This window comes from Lactobacillus sp. M0403 (assembly GCF_016101265.1).
Lineage (GTDB): Bacteria > Bacillota > Bacilli > Lactobacillales > Lactobacillaceae > Lactobacillus > Lactobacillus apis.
In genome coordinates this window covers 324,891-342,746 of the sequence record NZ_JACFQV010000001.1, presented here as the reverse complement: position 1 = coordinate 342,746, position 17,856 = coordinate 324,891, and the positions used below count along the sequence as shown (strand labels likewise).

The window sequence follows — 17,856 nt, the reverse complement described above, 5'->3', positions numbered from 1 at the left end:
ATTAAAGTTAACGGTACTAAAATTACACAAATAGTTTTAAATAATATTAATAGATTGATATTATTAATAATTAAAAAGTAGAGTTAATGTTAGTAGGAGAAAAAATGATTATCAATGTTTTACAACATACCCCAAATGAAGGACCAGGCTCAATTGAAGCTTGGGCAAAACAACATCATCATGATTTTTATGTCTATCATCCATACCAATTCGGTATCTTACCAACAGCACAGCAAACTGACTTTTTAGTTATTTTGGGCGGGCCAATGAGTCCAAATGATGATTTACCATGGATTGCGCAGGAACGGCAACTCATTAAGGAACTGCTAGATAAAGATGTTCCTATCTTGGGTGTTTGCTACGGTGCACAGCAAATTGCCAAAACACTAGGTTGCCAGATTATAAAGGCGCCGGTAAAAGAAGTAGGCTGGGCACCAGTTGAATTAAAGTCAGACAAGATTAGTGATTTGCCACAAGAACTAACTGTTTTACATTGGCATGAAGAAATGTTTGAGATACCTGAAGAAGCTGATGTGCTTTTTTCTAACGAAAACTTGACTAATCAAGGATTCGTTTTAGGTCACAAAGCTGTCGGACTGCAGTTTCACTTGGAACCTGAACAAAACAATATCAATGAAATTGTAGTAAATGATGCACAGTACATTGAAGGATCTGTCTTAAATCAAACAGCAGAGCAAATTATCAGTAAAGTAATACCTGATACTAATCGAGAAGCAATGTTTAGTATTTTAGATTATCTTGCTCAAGGCTAATTAATAACTATTACAAAAATAAGGTTTAAATTTGCTTTCTGTTTTTGTGTTGCTAGTATTATTGGATAGTCTATGCCAGTCGATACTAGCTTCTATAGGGAAACTAAAGCCGATAAGCTTTTTATGACGATAACAAATTAGTTAAATTGTCATCTCAATCATAAATTAGTATTTGCTATAATACAGACGGAGGCAACAGCCTATCTTACATAGATAGGGGGTGAATCCAATGGATATTATCAAATTAATTACTCAATTTTTTCTTGGCCTAACTAGGGAACTGCTAGTTTTCATAGTTGAAAAGCATTGGCTAAATGGCAAGAAAAGCAAGAAGTAAAGTTGCCTTCCTTCTTGGTAATTAGCATGCAAAAACGCTCTATTTGACCGATAGAGCGTTTTTGTGTGGATCCAGATGGATCATCAAATTAATTATTCATAGTTATTTTACCACGATGTGCTCAAAAAGTCCGCTAAAAGCGGTGAAATTCCAAAAAGTCCGCTAAAAGCGGATAACAAAAAATGCTCCGTAATAGTCAGAATGTCTATCTGTCCATCATGAAGCACTTTAATAAAACTTTTATATTAATATACAGCACCATCGTAGAAGTTGAAACGTGCTTTGTCGAAGTCAAAGTCCTTAAGTTCGCTAATTTTAATTGCGTTATCACAAACGCCCCAACTCATTAAGTTGATTGGCTTACCGTAATCTTCGTCAGGGATAACTAAGACAATGTATTTACCTTGGCTCATTGCATAACCAAGTTCCATCCCAAGACCAACATCTTCTTCTTCAGGTAAGTAAACACCAATCATGATGTCACTTGCTTTAATACCTGTTAAATCACCACGGTAGGTTGCAGTTGCCCATTCACGGTCATGTAAGTATTCTGGGTGCTTACCAACATCGATTCCCTTGTATTGGTTGTCAAGTGGGATATAGCTATTTTCAAGGTCAATGGTTGGGTTAGCTTCTAAAGCTTTCATCGCATCTTGATAAGCTTTATTTTGCTTTTCGTTGAACCAGCCTGCACCAAAGTAAACAGTCTTTGCTTTGTTCATTTGTGTCTCCTTTTTAATGTTAATTCAGATAAATTTTACGCAACTTACTGATCTCTTCATCAGTTAATTTCATCATATCATGTAAATAGTTTTCAACGCCACCATAATTTTGTTGTAATGTTTCAATAACATGATCAATATATTTTGGATGCACAGTTTGCAAATCTTTTATGTTGCTTAGGTTTGCATCGCTTGCGCCTTCATCTTTTGCTTTTTGAAGAAAACCATTAACAAAGTCTGTCGTTGCGGCATTAGTGAACAGATAATCTTGCTTAATTGTGTCTAGCGGAACGCCTAGTGCAGATAGTGCCAGAAGTGCCGCAAAACCAGTTCTATCTTTGCCGGCTGTACAGTGAAAAATCACGCTGCGGTTTTCTTCATCGTTTGTAAGTAGGACATCGAAGAATTTTCGATAAGCACGTTGTGCTGATTCACTTTTAATCATATCATCATAGGCGATAAACATATGATGATAGCCAGCTTTAGGGTCTTTGTTATCTTGGCTTAAGACCTCATCAATTCCTTTTGAAGAATCGGTCAAGTCCTCGCTAAAAACAGGGTCAAAATCATAAGTTGCACCTTCTGGGACACGATCAGGTTCACGTTCAACTTCGTCTTCACTTCTGAAGTCAACGACGTATTTTACGCCGTAATCTTGTAAATACTTGAGGTCGTTTTCGTCAAGTGATGCTAAGTTAGCAGTTCTGATTAATTTATGCTTCTTAATCGTTTTGCCGTCTTTAGTTTGATAGCCGCCTAACTCACGAAAGTTACGACCATTTTTGATGTTAAGTAATTGATTTTCTAATTTTATCGTCATTGCATTCTCCACCCTTACTTTCTGACATAAAATTCATTTTAACAATAAAGCTATGTCCAAACAATTATAAAAAAAGTAACTGCTACCGAAACTATGTTAAAATAAGCTTAGAAAGAATTTCTAAAGGGTGAGGACACAAGTATGAAACAAGACAAAATTTTAGTTCCAGTTGACGGTTCAGAATCAGCTGAAAGATCCTTTGATAAAGCAGTTAAAATCGCAATGACTGAAAATGCCCACGTTGATGTTCTAAACGTCATTGATACTAGACAATTTTTAGGGGAAATGCAGGACACACTAATTACCGGTGATACCGTTTATCAGATGACACAAGATGCAGAAAAGTACCTTAAGAGTCTGAAGACTTGGGCTCATGACAACCTAGGTTTTGATGATCTTGATTACCACATCCGCTACGGCAGTCCAAAAGCTATTATTTCCTATGACTTCATTAAAGATCATCATAATAATTTGATTATTATGGGAGCTACTGGTCTTAACGCGGTTGAGAGAATGTTAATGGGTTCAGTAACCGAATATGTTAACCAGCATGCATTGGCTGATGTACTTATTGTACGTACGGACGTTGATAATAAGCCACTTAAATAATCTTGAATTTAAAAATTTAAGGCATACACCTTGGTGTATGCCTTTTTGTATCGCAAAAAAGTTGTTGCACCTTTGTTCGTGATTGTTATATTTTTAAAACGATAATTTAAATATTATCGCTAATTTTGTATAAAATTGCGAATATTTATGATATTATTTTATTGTAACGAACGTAATGCTGCTTTTTGAGAAAGGCGCCGAAAAATGAGAACAAAAAATGTAACAAATAAATTTTTTGGGCAACTACAACTTTTTTCAATGGCAGACTTATTTGTTCATTTTGCTAATAACAATATCAAACAGAGCTTGATGTAATTGGAAACGTCGTGCTCTTTTTTGTTGGGATTTTTACCACTTGTGAAAGAAGATGAAGTAATAATAAGCAGTAATCATCTAAAAAATTGTTAACAAACAGATTGTCGAAATATCGTTAGTTTTAAGGAGTAAAAAATGAAATTGTCAAAAGTTAAGAAATTTCTGTTAGCATTTTTCTTATTGTTTTTAACCGCCGGCTTAACTGCCTGCTCAAGTGGTAAATCAACTTCAAAAAGTGATGGTACGCCAAAGTCACTGAATGTCCAATTTGTTCCTAGTGTTGGTGCCAACAAGCTCGAAGCTCGTGCAAAGCCAATGGAAAAATTATTATCAAAACGTCTAGGCATTCCAGTTCATGTTTCAATGTCAACTGACTATAACGGCTTAGTAGAAGCAATGAAGTCAAAGAAAGTTGAAGTTGGTTTCCTACCATCTGATGCATACATTTTGGCTCATAAACAAGGTGCGGCTGACTTACTTTTGCAATCAGTTCGTTACGGCATTAAACAGCCGGGCGGTGTAGCAACTAAGAAACTGGTTAGCTCATACAGAAGTGAAATTTTAGTCAAGAAAGGTTCATCAATTAAGAGTTGGAAGGACTTAAAGGGTAAGTCAATTTCTGTTCAAGATGTTACTTCCGATTCCGGTTATGTTTTCCCAGTAGCAGAACTGAAGAAAAAGGGACTCGATGTAACTAAGAGCTGCAAGATTGTTTCAGTTAAGGGTGCAGACCAAGGCGTACTAAACGTACTTAATGGTGACACTGATGCAGCCTTTGTCTTTGAGGATGCCCGTAACAACGTTAAGGCCGACGAACCTAAGATTATGGACCAAGTTGTGCCAATCTATTTCTCACAAAGAATTCCAAACGACACAATTTCGGTTATTCCAAGTTTGCCAAAAGCTTTCCAAAAGAAGTTAGCTAAGGCATTCATTTCGATTGCTCATTCTAAAGAGGGTAAGAAAATTATCGAAAGTGTCTACAATCAAGAAGGATATACCTACGCTAAAGACAGTGATTACGATATCATTCGTGAATATAACAAGATCATTGCCTCAACTAAAAAATAAACCAGACTAAGTTATTATTTTGGAACGCATTTACCTCAAATTTGGTCTCAGACGAAGTTTTCCGATTAAATTACTTTTCTAAAGGAAACATTTCTGCTATTATTTGTAAGAATAATTTACGGACTGTCGAAAGGGGAGTTAGAGGCATGCAAAAGTATGGATTGCGTACAGCATTCATCAAAGACATTGTTGGCAGCTCTTTTCGTTCCCTTAAAAAAGAGGGTAATGTTCGTTTCTTAATTAATAATGTTATTACCAAAAGACTTAGTATAATTCACGTTACGTGTTAATTAGATTAGGTCTTTTTTTATGTCTGGGAGGGCACGATGAAGAAATTTAAAAAAGTTTTAGCTGGTGCAGCCGTTATGTTAGTTGCATTAATGGCTACTGCATGTTCTGGTAAAAGCAAGAGCGATAACAGTAGTAATGGCACACCAAAGTCATTGAACGTTCAGTTTGTTCCTAGTCAAGCTGCTACTGAACTTGAATCACGCGCAAAGCCTTTGGAAAAGATGTTATCTGATCGCTTAGGCATTCCAGTTCACGTTTCAATGTCAACTGACTACAACACAGTTGTCGAAGCTATGAAATCCAAGAAAGTTGATGTTGGTTTCTTGCCACCAAGTGGTTATGTGTTAGCACACAAGCAAGGCGCTGCTGATGTCTTATTACAAGCACAAAGATACGGCGTTAAGCAACCTGGCGGCCGTCCAACTAAGGACTTAGTTAATTTCTATCGTGCTGAAATTTTAGTTAAAAAGGGTTCAGGAATTAAGTCATGGAAGGACTTAAAGGGTAAATCAATCTCCATCCAAAGTCCAACTTCTTCAGCTGGTTACGTTTATCCAATCGCTGAATTGAAGGAAAAAGGTCTTGATGTTAAGAAGAGCTGTAAATTAGTTACTGTTACAGGACAGGACCAATCAGTTTTGAACGTTTTAAACGGTGATACTGATGCAGCATTTGTCTTTGAAGATGCACGTACAATTGTGAAGAAAGACAACCCTAAGATTATGGATCAAGTTGTGCCAATCTACTTTACTAAGCCAATTCCAAATGACACAATTTCCGTTGTTCCAAGCATGTCTAAATCATTCCGTAAGAAGTTAGCAAATGCATTTATTGATATCGGTAAATCCAAGAAGGGTAAGAAGATTATCGAAAGCATTTATACTCATGAAGGATACGTTCCAAGTAAGGACAGCGACTTCGATACTGTTCGTAAGTATGACAAAATTGTCGCATCAACTAAAAAATAAGAGATAAAGGAAGTTTATAATGGCAGATTCTGCAGTTAAGCCAGTAATTGAATTAAAAAACGTTAAAAAGGTCTATGGCAAAGATGTTGTTGGTTTAAAGGACATCAATTTAACGATCAATAAGGGTGAATTTGTCGTTATTGTCGGCTTGTCTGGTGCTGGTAAATCAACACTTTTGCGCTCAATAAATCGGTTAATTGATATTACTGAAGGCGATATTCTAATTAATGGCGAGTCAATTACCAAAGCTAAGGGAAAAGAACTACGGATGTTGCGTAGAAATATCGGTATGATTTTTCAAAGCTTCAACTTGGTTAAACGTTCAAGTGTTTTGCGCAATGTTTTGACGGGTCGCGTTGGTTATTACCCAACCTGGAAGAGTACCCTCAACCTCTTTACTAAAGAAGACAAGCAACGCGCTTATGATGCATTGCAACAAGTTGACCTTGCAGACAAGGTTTACACACGCGCTGATGAGTTGTCCGGTGGACAGCAACAACGTGTAGCAATCGCACGGGTGTTAACGCAAGATCCTGATATTATTCTGGCTGATGAGCCAACTGCTTCACTTGACCCACAGACTTCGCGTCGTGTGATGCAAGACTTAAAGATGCTTAATGAAAAGCATGGCATGACCGTGGTAATCAATTTACACAGTGTTGAATTAGCACAAGAATTTGGTAAACGGGTTATCGGTGTCCGTGCCGGTGAAATCATTTACGATGGCAAAATGAGTGAAACACCTAAAGAAACATTTGATCAAATCTATTCCGGTGGTGACCAAGATGAGTAGTACTGAAGAAGAAACTCTAATGACACTGCCAAAGAAAAAGTTCAAAATTTTGAACTTATTATGGATTATTCTCTTTGTTGTTGGTTTAGTTGTTTCAACTAAAGTAACCAAAACCAGCTTAGGCGCACTTTTTGCTAACTTTGGGCAATTTGCAGATATCTTTTTGCAAATGTTGCATCCAAATTGGTCATACTTAGGTGCCGTTATTCCGTTAATCCTTGAAACCATCAAGATGGCAATCTTGGGTACAGTAATCGGATCAATTCTTGCCTTTGTTTACTCGTTATTGATTGCTCGCAACATTGTTAAAAATAAGGCAGTGACCGGCATTTTAAGAGTCATTATGAACATTATTAGAACGGTTCCTGATTTGCTTTTAGGAGCAATATTTGTAGCAATTGTTGGTATTGGCCCTGTTGCAGGTATCTTAGCTTTGGCAATTTGTACGTTTGGGATTGTTGTTAAGTTGTTCTATGAAGCAATCGAAACAATTGATTCTGGTCCAATTGAGGCCTTAACTGCGGTTGGTGCTAATAAGTTGCAAATCATTGTGTTTGCCGTTTTGCCACAGGTTATGACTTACTTTATTTCATACTGTTTATACGCATTTGAAATAAACGTTCGTGCATCGACTGTCTTGGGTTATATCGGTGCTGGTGGTATTGGACTTTATTTGCAAGAAACATTGCAGGTCTTTGATTATCCTAAGACCGGTACGATTATCATTGCAATTATTTTAGTCGTAGTTCTTATCGACTATGTTTCTTCTAAATCAAGGGAGGCGTTGATGAAATAATGGATACTTCAATGAAAAAACTGCCTCCTAAGCCAGTCGATCAGAAAAAGCGCATAGCGCATTGGGCACTGGCGATCGTAACCATTCTACTGATTGTTTGGTCATGCACTGGCATTGATTTTGGTGGAATTAAGCAAACTGCAGGTCAAATTGCAGGTGCCATTTTCTCTGGTATTTTCCACCCCGATTGGTCGTATGTCTATAACGGCACGGGTGAAGATTTGGTTTCACAATTGTGGGATACCGTCTGCATTGCCTTTTTAGGAACTTTTATTTCGGCAATTATCTCCTTACCGTTTGCCTTCTGGGCAGCACATACAAGACACAAAAAGTGGTATGTCTCACGGGTTGGTAAAATTGTCTTGGCGATTATTCGGTCATTTCCAGAAATTGTTTTGGCCTTGATGTTCATTAAAGCTGTTGGCCCGGGTTCAGCAGCCGGTGTTTTGGCCTTAGGTTTCCACTCGGTCGGGATGCTTGCTAAACTATTTTCAGAAGCAATTGAAAACTTGGAAGATGGTCCTAACGAAGCAGTTACTGCCGCTGGTGGTTCAAAAACCAATGTGGTCATGTTTTCGATTTTACCAAACCTCTTGCCAGCCTTGATTTCCAATACTTTATACCGATTTGATGTTTCGATTCGTTCGGCATCGGTTCTTGGACTGGTTGGTGCCGGTGGTATCGGCTATCCGCTAATTATTGCCTTACAATACCGGCAATGGAATCGGGTAGGAATTATCCTGCTTGGTATTATCATCATGGTAATTGTCATTGACTGGATTTCCGGTTGGATTCGGAAGAAGTTAGTTTAAAAATAAAACGATTGAATCAATTAAAAAAGTTGGGCTACTCAAGAAGTAGTCCAGCTTTTTGTTTAACCTTGATATTTAAATGAACAAGTTTCAAGGTGATCGTTAATTAAGCCAACTGACTGTAAAAATGAATACAGTGTAATCGGACCAACAAAAGAAAAGCCGTCCTTCTTCATTTGTTTGGCCATTTGCACGGTGATTTTACTGGTGCTTGGTACTTCTTCGGCAGTTTGCGCATGGTGAACAATTGGCGTTTTGACAAATTGCTGCAAGTAATGAGCAAAACTGCCTTCTTTGGCATCAACTGCTAGAATCGCCTTTGCATTTTTGAGTGTAGCCGTGATTTTCATCTTGTTACGGACAATTGAGCTGTCCTGCATTAAAAGTGCAATGTCATCATCAGTCATTTTTGCCACTTCTGCTGGTGCAAAGTTTTTAAAAGCCCTTCGGAAGTTTTCCCGCTTATGCAGAATCATTGACCAATTTAGACCAGATTGGAAAAGCTCTAAAGTTAACATTTCAAATAAATATTGCTCATCAAGATTGAGCTTGCCCCATTCATGGTCGTGGTACTGCTGCATTAATGAGTCGTCTTTTGTGCCCCAAGGGCAGCGGATAAGTTCAGACATCGTGAGTCTCCTTTAATAATATTTTTTTGCTATCAATATTAGATACGTAAAAAGTTGTTTTTTCTTTTTTAAATAAATATTATTAGCTCTTATTTAGCGTGAGTAAAATCTGGTTTAAAAACCCATTAACGAAAGGTAAAATTTTTGCTCACAAAAAGTGCAATAATAGTTTTTTTGGTATAATATAAAATGAACTTTAGGAGGATATCATGGAAAAGTTAGATACAATGACTCTGGCCGATAATTTGGCCGATAATCAAGAAAGTATTTTAAATAAAGAAACAGACTTTGATGCTGAGGCCGTTTATCGTGTGATTGATAATTTGCATGTATTGCACAAGCCAGTTAAAGACTATTTTGGCATGACTCAAGAGCAATACTATGAAACTGAAAGTGACCACAAGCTTACTTTGATTAACTTGTCAGAGCAATTAACTGATTTACATGACCGCATCTTAACTAACCATGTTGACGGTTATGCTGATCAGAATAAAATTAATCTGACTTATAATCATGAAAATCCCTATGAAGACGATTTTTATAATGAGTCAGTTGATTTACACGTGGTTACTTACAGCTTAAAGGTAATCGGTGCTGTTCAAGTAATTGCACCTAAAGTGTTACAAGAAGTATTGTCTAAAGATGCAGTTTTGTCAATCGGCTTAGCAGCCCACGCATTGGCAGATAACGCGTAGTTTCTGAAGCTGTGGCTGACCGCCCGGCTTTTTTCTTTGGGTTGAGGCACAATAATGAATGTTTTTAAGTATTCAATGGGATTATTTGATCGGAAAAATGGGGCTAAAATGCGCCGTCTTTTTAATAAAAGGAAAAATTCACTCGATCCAATGCAGGAATATGTGACGGTCGGTGAATATCATGTTGATACAGCGCAACATACACCCCAAGGTTTGCCATATAATCTGACCGTTTATAAAGATGAAAATGATGTTTTGCATCAGGCACTCAGTTTAGAAAGTGCTGATAATTTAGCGCCAGAATATGTGCGTGAATTTAGTCCTGAATTAGAACGATACCGTGCGTTTGTTAATCGCAAAACTGGGCGTCGTTATATTGTGGAAGAATACCTTGATGAATTCATTAAACGTGTCAAGGAGCGGACGCATGAGGGTAAAAATTCTGTCAATGTTAGTGTGATTACTGATACCCACTATAAGGATAGTAATAGTACGGATTTTTACGGCTGGAATGGTTTAACTCATGTTAACGAATTTTCCTATCTTGATGACTCTGGGCTACTTGATCTCAAGGTGCATTTGGGTGACTGGATTGATGGCTCTGACACGGGCTTCTTAGGCGAAAGCGAACTAATTAAGTTACGTGATTCGTTTAAATCAACCAAAGTGCCATACTTGATGATTAAAGGCAATCATGACGAAAACGACAAGTATGATGAGCATCATGACTTAAAAGCATCATTCCCCGAGAATGAATTTGAAAAGATCATGTGGCCGGCAATGTATGCACAACAAGGTGTGCACTATATTTCACGCCAACACGGCGTTTGTTACTATGATGTCGATGATATCCGCTTCATTTCAGTCAACACCACTGACTTGCCCTACATTTTAAATGCTCAGGGTCAAAAGCGTTACGATGCCAAAATCACTTTGGCTGTCAGAGAAGATCAGATGGAAGAAATCATTGAAATCTTAGAACAATCATCCAATAAGAGCATTGTCTTTATGAGCCATGGCAATCCGATTAACCGCAAGGGCTCGAATGCGCTTAAGTACAACGGCCGGTCCCTTCACGAACTACTAGTGGCTTTTAACCAGGGTGAAAAAGGGCAAATGCATTCAAGCAGCGGTATCCCACCAGAATTTCGCTTAGCAAATGACTTTGATTTTACTAATGTGAAAAATGCCCGGATTATTGCTTACTTCTGTGGTCACCGCCACGTTGAAGACCAGTTCAGAATAAATGGTATCCAGTATATTTTGTTTAACTGCTCAGCTTTAATGGGACCGAACCATGTTTTGACGACTAAATATAATAAGAATTGGAATCGTCAAATCGATCATCAAACTGAATTTGCTGGCTACGTTGTAAACATTGATTTGCATCGGCACGTAATCCAGGCCTTTGGTTATGGGGCTGCCAGCAGGCGAAGAATCTTTTACATTTAGGTAAAATGGGTGGACAATTTGGAATTTGGCCGCCATTATCTTATAATGTGAAAGTTAAACTTAAAAACTAACAGGTTACTAACTAAGATTAATTAAGGAAGATAAATCTATGTGCGGAATTGTCGCATTTTATAATCCAGAAATAAATGATAAGCAAGCAGCTATTGGCAAAATGATGGCAGCGATCATGCACCGTGGTCCTGACTCAGATGGTTTTTACACCAACGATAAAGTTGCTTTAGGTTTTAGAAGATTATCAATCATTGATTTACGTGGCGGTAGCCAACCAATTTACAATGAAGACAAAACAAAGGCAATTATCTTTAATGGTGAAATTTACAACTTCCAACCATTAAGAGACGAATTGATTGAAGCAGGTCATACATTTACCACTAAATCGGATACAGAAGTTCTGTTGCACGGTTTTGAAGAGTGGGGTATGGATGGCTTACTTAAGCGTATCCGGGGCATGTTTGCGTTTGCCATTTGGGATGATAACACTCAAACGCTGTATGGCGCCCGTGATTTCTTTGGTATCAAGCCACTTTACTACAGCGATGAGAATGGTCACTTGATTATTGGTTCAGAAATCAAGAGTTTCTTGCAGTTCCCTGGTTTTAAGCGTCGCCTTAATACAGAAGCAGTTAAACCATACTTGATGAACCAATATAATGACCTTGATGAGACTTTCTTTAAGGGCATCAAGCGGTTCCCAGCAGGCCACTGGTTTGAATATAAAGACGGTCAAATGAAGACCCATCAATACTGGGACGCTGAATATAAGGCTAACACGCTTAGTTTTGAAGAAACGGTTAATAAAATTGACGAAGATTTACATGAATCAGTTAAGTTGCACCATATTGCAGATGTTCCTGTTGGCGCCTTCTTATCAGAAGGGGTCGATTCCAGTTACATTACCAGCATCTTAAATCCTGATGATGTCTTCTCAATTTCCTTTGACGATGCAACTTATGATGAGGCATCTAAGGCTAAGGCTCTAGCCGATATGAATGGTTGGAATTTCTATTCAGACAAGGTTAAAGCTGACGAGGCAATGCATGACTTCCCAGAAATGCAGTACCACATGGATGAACCCGACGCTAACCCGTCAATCATTCCTCTTTGGTACTTGTGCAAGATGGCGCGTAAGCACGTTACGGTTGCCTTATCTGGTGAAGGTGCGGACGAATTATTTGCCGGCTACGTTAACTACGGGATGCACACGCATAACAACGTTATTAAGGTCTTTACTTCTCAATGTAAAAAGTTGCCGAAGAAGACAAGGGTTAAATTGGCACATAAGATTAAAAAGATGCCAAACTTCCCTGGCAAGGTTCACATGTACACCAACTTGGCTGAACCAAGCGAATTTTACGTTGGTCAATCAGTCATTTATGACATGGATTACCCAACTATCTTCACTTCAGAAGACGCTAATGGCGTGTTGAAGCCATCATACCGCAACAAATTAACCGTTAATGGTATTTATCAAAAGGACTTTGAAAAGGTTAAAGATCTTGATAACGTTCGTCAAATGCAATACATTGATTTGCACCACTTCATGCTAAATGATATTGAGCAAAAGGCCGACAAGATTTCAATGGCTCATTCGCTAGAATTGCGTGTGCCATACCTTGACCGCAAGGTTGCTGAACGTGCTAACTCAATTCCAACCGATTACTTGGTTAACAAGCATGATACTAAATACGCTTTGCGTAAGGCATCAGAAAAAGTGTTGCCAGACGAATGGGCTAAGCGTCCTAAGTTAGGCTTCCCAACCCCAATCAAAGAATGGTTGCAAGAGCCACGCTTTTATCAACAAGTGCGTGACTTGTTCAGCGAAGATTTTGTTAATGACATTTTTGAGCAAGACAAAATTTTGCAATTACTTGATGAAAATTACAAAGGCGATGGCTCACATCGTCGCCAAATCTGGACAATTTACACGTTCCTTGTTTGGTACAAATTATTCTTTGTTGATTACGATGAAACAGTTTCTAAGTATCAACGTGTGCAACCAGAAGTGGCTAGCTTGATTGAACAAGGAAAGCTAGTTTAATAGGAGCAATTTTAAATGAGTCAAGATTTTACACCTATATTACTCGGTAGTGATATTAACGTATATGGGATGGCAAGATCCTTTAATGAAGCCTATGGAATTAGCGTTAAAGCGTTAGCGGATACTCAGCTAGCTCCAACCCGTTATTCTAAAATTGTCAGTGTTGAACTTCATCCAGGATTTAGTGAAGATCCAACTTTTATTGAAGTAATGCGTGAGCAAAAAAAGCTCTACCAGGATCATCAGGAACCTGTTATTCTAATTGCCTGTGGTGACGGCTATGCCGAACTTCTTTCCAAGCACAAAGACGAATTAGCTGATGTCTTTGTTGTACCTTACATTGAATATGATCTGTTAGAAAAATTAATTTCTAAAGAGGGCTTCTACCAAATCGCTGAAGAATGCGGTTTGCCTTACCCTAAGACTAAGATTATTACCATGACTGACTTTAAGGCAGAAAACTACCTTGAGTTGCCGTTTGACTATCCAATTGAACTAAAACCAGAAGATCCTGTTTCTTGGCTTGACGTTCACTTTGAAGGACGTAAAAAGGCCTTCACAATTCATAACGAAACAGAATTGCGTGACATCGTTGGCAAGATTTATGGCAATGGCTATCAGGCCGATTTAATTGCACAAGACTTTATCCCTGGTGATGATTCCAACATGCGTGTTCTTAACGCGTATGTTGACCGTCATCACCATGTCAAGATGATGTGCTTAGGTCATCCACTTTTAGAAGACCCAACTCCACAAGCTATTGGTAACTACATGGCAATTTTGCCTGAATATAATGAAAAGTTGTATGAACAGGTTGAGGCCTTCTTGGAAAAACTTAACTACACGGGGATGGCCAACTTCGACATCAAGTATGATGCGCGTGATGGCAAGTACAAGTTCTTTGAAATTAACTTGCGTCAGGGTCGCTCAAGCTTTTACGTAACCTTAAACGGCTATAATTTAGCTAAGTGGTATGTTGATGATTATGTTTATGACAGCTTGCAAGACAAGGAAACAGTCTACGGCAATAAGCTTAAGTCCAAACATGTTCTATGGCTTGGTCTACCTGTCAAAGTCTTTAAGCAATATGCACATGACAATGAGTCTAAACAACTTGCCGAAGAATTAATTCACGAAGGGCGCTATGGAACAACTGTCTTTTATGATAAGGACCGTAACTTCAAGCGTTGGCTACTAATGAAATATATGTTCCATAATTATAATGGCCGGTATAAGAAATATTACCAAGAAAACAAAGGCCAATTTTTTGAAAACTAAATTAAGGATGATTACAGTTTGAACTGATAATCATTCTTTTTTATGTGTACCTAAATTCTATTCACCACCACGTTTTTAGGACTTTGAACTGTTAGGTGAGGGTGTTAATTTAGCGTACTTCTTGCTACACTGTTAAATGGAAATTAAAACAAGAAAGGACTGAATAAATGAAACTCACACACGGATCAAATACTGGAACCGAAGTTAAATTACGTTGGTTATTGCTAGGGGAACTAGCAACCTGGATTGGTTCAAGTTTTGTTTGGCCACTTACTTCAGTTTACTTAAATAAGCAATTACACATTAGCCTTTCAGTTATCGGGCTTGTACTTTTCTGCAACTGTGCAAGTAATGTTTTGGGGTCATTCACCGCAGGGCGCTTGTATGACCGCTTCAATCCATATCCGTTAATTGTTGCTGGACTAGGCACTGATGCTGTGGTCCTGTTTTTTATGGCTTTCTTTCATGGCTGGCCAGCCTATTGGATTTGGCTGATTATCACTGGATTTGTTAGTGGTTGGAACGGAACAATGATCAATTCCATTTCCACCAGTATTAAGAAATATCCTGGGCGCTATGTGTTCAACTTGATTTACTTTGCCCAGAACGTCGGTACGGTTACTGGAACCTTGCTAGTTGGTTATCTCTATGACTTCTCAATTGAGTTCCTGTTCTTACTAGCTTCTTCATTATTTGCAATTGCCTGCGTTAATGCGGCAATTCACTACCGACCAATTATTAATTTTCATAAAGAACGCAAAGCTAAAAGTAAGGGAGCAAGCGGTAAAGTTAAAACTGAACCAATGCCTAAGTACAATGTCATGTTGATGGTCGGCTTTCTAATTTCACTAGCAGTAACTTGGCTAATGTACATGAACTGGGAATCAAACCTATCGGTTTACATGGTTTCACTCGGAATTCCGTTTCATTTATACAGTTTACTGTGGACGCTTAACGGTGCAATTATTGTGACTGTCCAGGTTATTTTGGCTCGTTTTCCGCGCCTATTTAAAAACCTGTTTCAGCAAATAATATTTGGGACAACAATGTTCGCTCTTTCATTTGCGACACTTATTTTTGCCCACGACTTTGCACACTTTGCTTTGTCGATGGTAGTGTTAACGCTAGGAGAAGCCACAGCGTTTCCAGCTGTTCCAGCATACATCAATGACTTGTCACCAATGACCAGTAAAGGTAAGTATCAGGGTGCAATTAGTGTTGCGCGTGGAATCGGTCAAGCCTTTGGACCACTATTTGGGGGTATGATGATTGATCATGCAGGTTACATTCCGTTCTTCATTACGGCTGCAATTTGCATTTTCATGATGGTTTTATTGCTAATTCCTCTTCATGCAAAATTGCGTAAACACATTAAAGTTTTCAAGTAATTTGTAAAGGCTTTTTAACACTTATCAATTGATTAAAATGATAATATTAATTTAGTGTATTTTTAATTTTAGAAAAAGGGGAGGACTCTCTCAATGAAAAATATTTCGGCAATTCGTGGCGGTAGCGGCAACGTCATTGAACCAAAAGTTGGCACAAGACCTCAGGATAACTTATACCTAGCTGTTAACTCTGAGTGGATTGAAAAAACTAAGATTCCAGAAGATCGTTCACGTATGGCATCATTTGATGGCATTGACGTTAGCGTTGAAAAGCATTTAATGCAGGATTTAGCTGATTTTGCATCAGGTAAAAAGGAAATTCCTGATGTTCCTAACTTGGATGAAGCAGTTAAGCTCTATAAGTTAGCATGCGATTTTGACAAGCGTAATAGAGAAGGTGCTGATCCAATTAAGGACGATTTAGCTATTCTTGACGGCATTAAGGACTTTTCTGACTACAACTTAAATGCGCCTGCCTTATCAACTTTTGCTTCAATCCCATTTGGCTTTGACGTTTCACCTGACATGAAGAATACTAAAGTTAATGCTTTGTATTTTGCAGGTCCAGGAACATATTTACCTGACACTACAACTTATCAAACTCCTGATGCACCAAAGCTATTAGACATTTTACAAAAGCAATCAGTTAAGCTTTTGACTATGGCTGGTATTGATCAAGCCAAGGCAGAAAAATATGCAGAAGATGCTATTAAGTTTGATGCTAAGCTATCTAAGATCGTTAAGTCTACAGAAGAATGGGCAGATTATCCTGCTACTTACAATCCAATGAAGATTGCAGACTTTGAAGCTAAGTTTTATCAATTCAAGATTGCTTACTACTTGAAAGAAGCAATTGGCGAAGAACCAGAACGAATTATTGTTGAAGAACCACGCTACTTGGATCACATTAACGAAATTATCAATGAAGAAAACTTTGATGAAATCAAAGGCTGGATGATTGTTAACTTTATTAATGCTGCAGCTCCTGCTTTATCACAAGAATTTCGTGAAGCAGCATTCCCATTCAGCCAAGCATTAAACGGTCAACCAAAATTAACAAGTGGCGAAAAGCAAGCATATCAATTTGCTAACTCAGACTTCAGCGAAGTTGTTGGTGTTTACTACGGCAAGACATATTTTGGTGAAGATGCCAAAAAAGATGTTGAAGAAATGATTCATCACATGCTTGATGTTTATAAGGATCGCTTGCAAAACAATAGCTGGTTGTCAGAAGCAACTAAAGAAAAGGCCATTGTTAAAGTTAACGCTTTAGAGCTAAAGATTGGTTACCCTGACAAGATTGAAGAAGTTTACAATCGCTTAAAGGTGGTTCCAGCTAATGAGGGTGGTAGCCTTTACTCAAATGAACGTGCATTTGGCATTGTGGAGCAAAAGTACAATCTTGAACAATTGCACAAAGAAGTTGATCGGACAGTTTGGGCAATGCCTGGTAACCTCGTTAACGCATGTTACGACCCACAAAGAAACGACTTAACATTCCCTGCTGCTATTCTTCAGGCACCATTTTATGACTTAAAACAAGACCGTGCTACTAATTACGGTGGTATTGGTACTGTTATTGCCCACGAAGTTTCACACGCCTTTGATAATAATGGTGCGCAATTCGATGAAATTGGTAACATGAAGAACTGGTGGACTGACGAAGACTACGCTGAATTTAAGAAGCGTACACAAGCTGAAATTGACCTGTTTGATGGTATTGAATATGGCCCAGTTACCCTTAACGGTAAGCAAATTGTTTCAGAAAACATTGCAGACCAAGGTGGTTTAACTGCAGCAGTCGAAGCTGCTAAGAATGAGAACGAAGACTTGAAGAAATTGTTCGAAAACTTCGCTCGCATTTGGGCTAACAAGCAATTGACTGAATCAATTAAGAGTCAAACTGCAGTTGATGTTCACGCTCCTGGTCCATTGCGTGCTAACGTTCAGACTCAATGTCAAGATGACTTCTACAAGGCCTTCGATGTTAAGCCAGAAGACGGTATGTGGTTAGATCCAGATAAACGCGTTTATATTTGGTAATAAAA

General features: G+C 38.3%; 17 protein-coding genes. 14 read left to right on the top strand and 3 right to left on the bottom strand.

Going from position 1 to position 17,856, the window contains the following annotated elements; all coding sequences use genetic code 11:
• Nucleotides 1-104 precede the first annotated feature (104 nt).
• Nucleotides 105-773 (top strand): type 1 glutamine amidotransferase, encoded by a 669-nt coding sequence (locus H3T48_RS01505; protein ID WP_198187975.1) that lies wholly within the window; start codon nt 105-107, stop codon nt 771-773.
• A gap of 582 nt (nt 774-1,355) precedes the next feature.
• Here H3T48_RS01505 and H3T48_RS01500 read toward each other — a convergent pair.
• Nucleotides 1,356-1,832 carry a nucleoside 2-deoxyribosyltransferase gene (locus tag H3T48_RS01500; protein WP_074425931.1) on the bottom strand — a complete coding sequence of 159 codons (477 nt, stop codon included), beginning with the start codon at nt 1,830-1,832 and terminating at the stop codon, nt 1,356-1,358.
• 19 nt (nt 1,833-1,851) lie between these two features.
• Nucleotides 1,852-2,652: a tyrosine-protein phosphatase gene (locus H3T48_RS01495; RefSeq protein WP_198187972.1), complete on the bottom strand. Its 801-nt coding sequence runs from the start codon at nt 2,650-2,652 to the stop codon at nt 1,852-1,854.
• A 141-nt stretch (nt 2,653-2,793) separates the two neighbouring features.
• On the opposite strand from H3T48_RS01495, the gene H3T48_RS01490 reads away from it, so the two are divergent.
• The 7 genes from H3T48_RS01490 to phnE (H3T48_RS01460) all read left to right on the top strand — a co-directional run bounded on the left by H3T48_RS01490 (nt 2,794) and on the right by phnE (H3T48_RS01460) (nt 8,307).
• A complete protein-coding gene (locus tag H3T48_RS01490) occupies nt 2,794-3,261 on the top strand; it encodes a universal stress protein (RefSeq protein WP_046307865.1) in 468 nt (155 codons plus the stop codon).
• Nucleotides 3,262-3,717: 456 nt separating this feature from the next.
• Entirely contained in the window at nt 3,718-4,647 is a 930-nt protein-coding gene (locus H3T48_RS01485) for a phosphate/phosphite/phosphonate ABC transporter substrate-binding protein (RefSeq protein WP_074425955.1), read from the top strand.
• Nucleotides 4,648-4,793: 146 nt separating this feature from the next.
• Complete coding sequence (locus tag H3T48_RS01480) at nt 4,794-4,937, top strand: hypothetical protein (protein WP_158593031.1); 144 nt, start codon at nt 4,794-4,796, stop codon at nt 4,935-4,937.
• A 36-nt stretch (nt 4,938-4,973) separates the two neighbouring features.
• On the top strand, nt 4,974-5,906 hold the full coding sequence (locus tag H3T48_RS01475; protein WP_198187971.1) for a phosphate/phosphite/phosphonate ABC transporter substrate-binding protein: 933 nt from the start codon (nt 4,974-4,976) through the stop codon (nt 5,904-5,906).
• A gap of 19 nt (nt 5,907-5,925) precedes the next feature.
• Complete coding sequence (gene phnC, locus H3T48_RS01470; RefSeq protein WP_046307862.1) at nt 5,926-6,699, top strand: phosphonate ABC transporter ATP-binding protein; 774 nt, start codon at nt 5,926-5,928, stop codon at nt 6,697-6,699.
• A complete protein-coding gene (gene phnE / locus H3T48_RS01465; RefSeq protein ID WP_198187968.1) occupies nt 6,692-7,495 on the top strand; it encodes a phosphonate ABC transporter, permease protein PhnE in 804 nt (267 codons plus the stop codon). The genes phnC and phnE (H3T48_RS01465) overlap by 8 nt, the downstream gene beginning before the upstream one ends.
• On the top strand, nt 7,495-8,307 hold the full coding sequence (phnE, locus tag H3T48_RS01460; RefSeq protein ID WP_198187966.1) for a phosphonate ABC transporter, permease protein PhnE: 813 nt from the start codon (nt 7,495-7,497) through the stop codon (nt 8,305-8,307). Before phnE (H3T48_RS01465) ends, phnE (H3T48_RS01460) begins: the two co-directional genes overlap by 1 nt.
• A gap of 62 nt (nt 8,308-8,369) precedes the next feature.
• Here the strand turns inward: phnE (H3T48_RS01460) and H3T48_RS01455 are convergent, their stop codons facing one another.
• Entirely contained in the window at nt 8,370-8,936 is a 567-nt protein-coding gene (locus H3T48_RS01455; protein WP_198187958.1) for a DNA-3-methyladenine glycosylase I, read from the bottom strand.
• Nucleotides 8,937-9,145: 209 nt separating this feature from the next.
• On the opposite strand from H3T48_RS01455, the gene H3T48_RS01450 reads away from it, so the two are divergent.
• The 6 genes from H3T48_RS01450 (at nt 9,146) to H3T48_RS01425 (ending at nt 17,851) form a co-directional block, all read left to right on the top strand.
• Nucleotides 9,146-9,631 (top strand): hypothetical protein, encoded by a 486-nt coding sequence (locus tag H3T48_RS01450; protein WP_046307854.1) that lies wholly within the window; start codon nt 9,146-9,148, stop codon nt 9,629-9,631.
• Between the two features lie 54 nt (nt 9,632-9,685).
• Entirely contained in the window at nt 9,686-11,083 is a 1,398-nt protein-coding gene (locus H3T48_RS01445) for a metallophosphoesterase (RefSeq protein WP_198187956.1), read from the top strand.
• Between the two features lie 109 nt (nt 11,084-11,192).
• A complete protein-coding gene (asnB, locus tag H3T48_RS01440) occupies nt 11,193-13,142 on the top strand; it encodes an asparagine synthase (glutamine-hydrolyzing) (protein ID WP_074425922.1) in 1,950 nt (649 codons plus the stop codon).
• 15 nt (nt 13,143-13,157) lie between these two features.
• Nucleotides 13,158-14,420 carry a carboxylate--amine ligase gene (locus tag H3T48_RS01435; RefSeq protein ID WP_198183358.1) on the top strand — a complete coding sequence of 421 codons (1,263 nt, stop codon included), beginning with the start codon at nt 13,158-13,160 and terminating at the stop codon, nt 14,418-14,420.
• 167 nt (nt 14,421-14,587) lie between these two features.
• A complete protein-coding gene (locus H3T48_RS01430; RefSeq protein ID WP_074425920.1) occupies nt 14,588-15,808 on the top strand; it encodes an MFS transporter in 1,221 nt (406 codons plus the stop codon).
• 93 nt (nt 15,809-15,901) lie between these two features.
• A complete protein-coding gene (locus tag H3T48_RS01425; RefSeq protein WP_198187955.1) occupies nt 15,902-17,851 on the top strand; it encodes a M13 family metallopeptidase in 1,950 nt (649 codons plus the stop codon).
• Nucleotides 17,852-17,856: the final 5 nt, after the last annotated feature.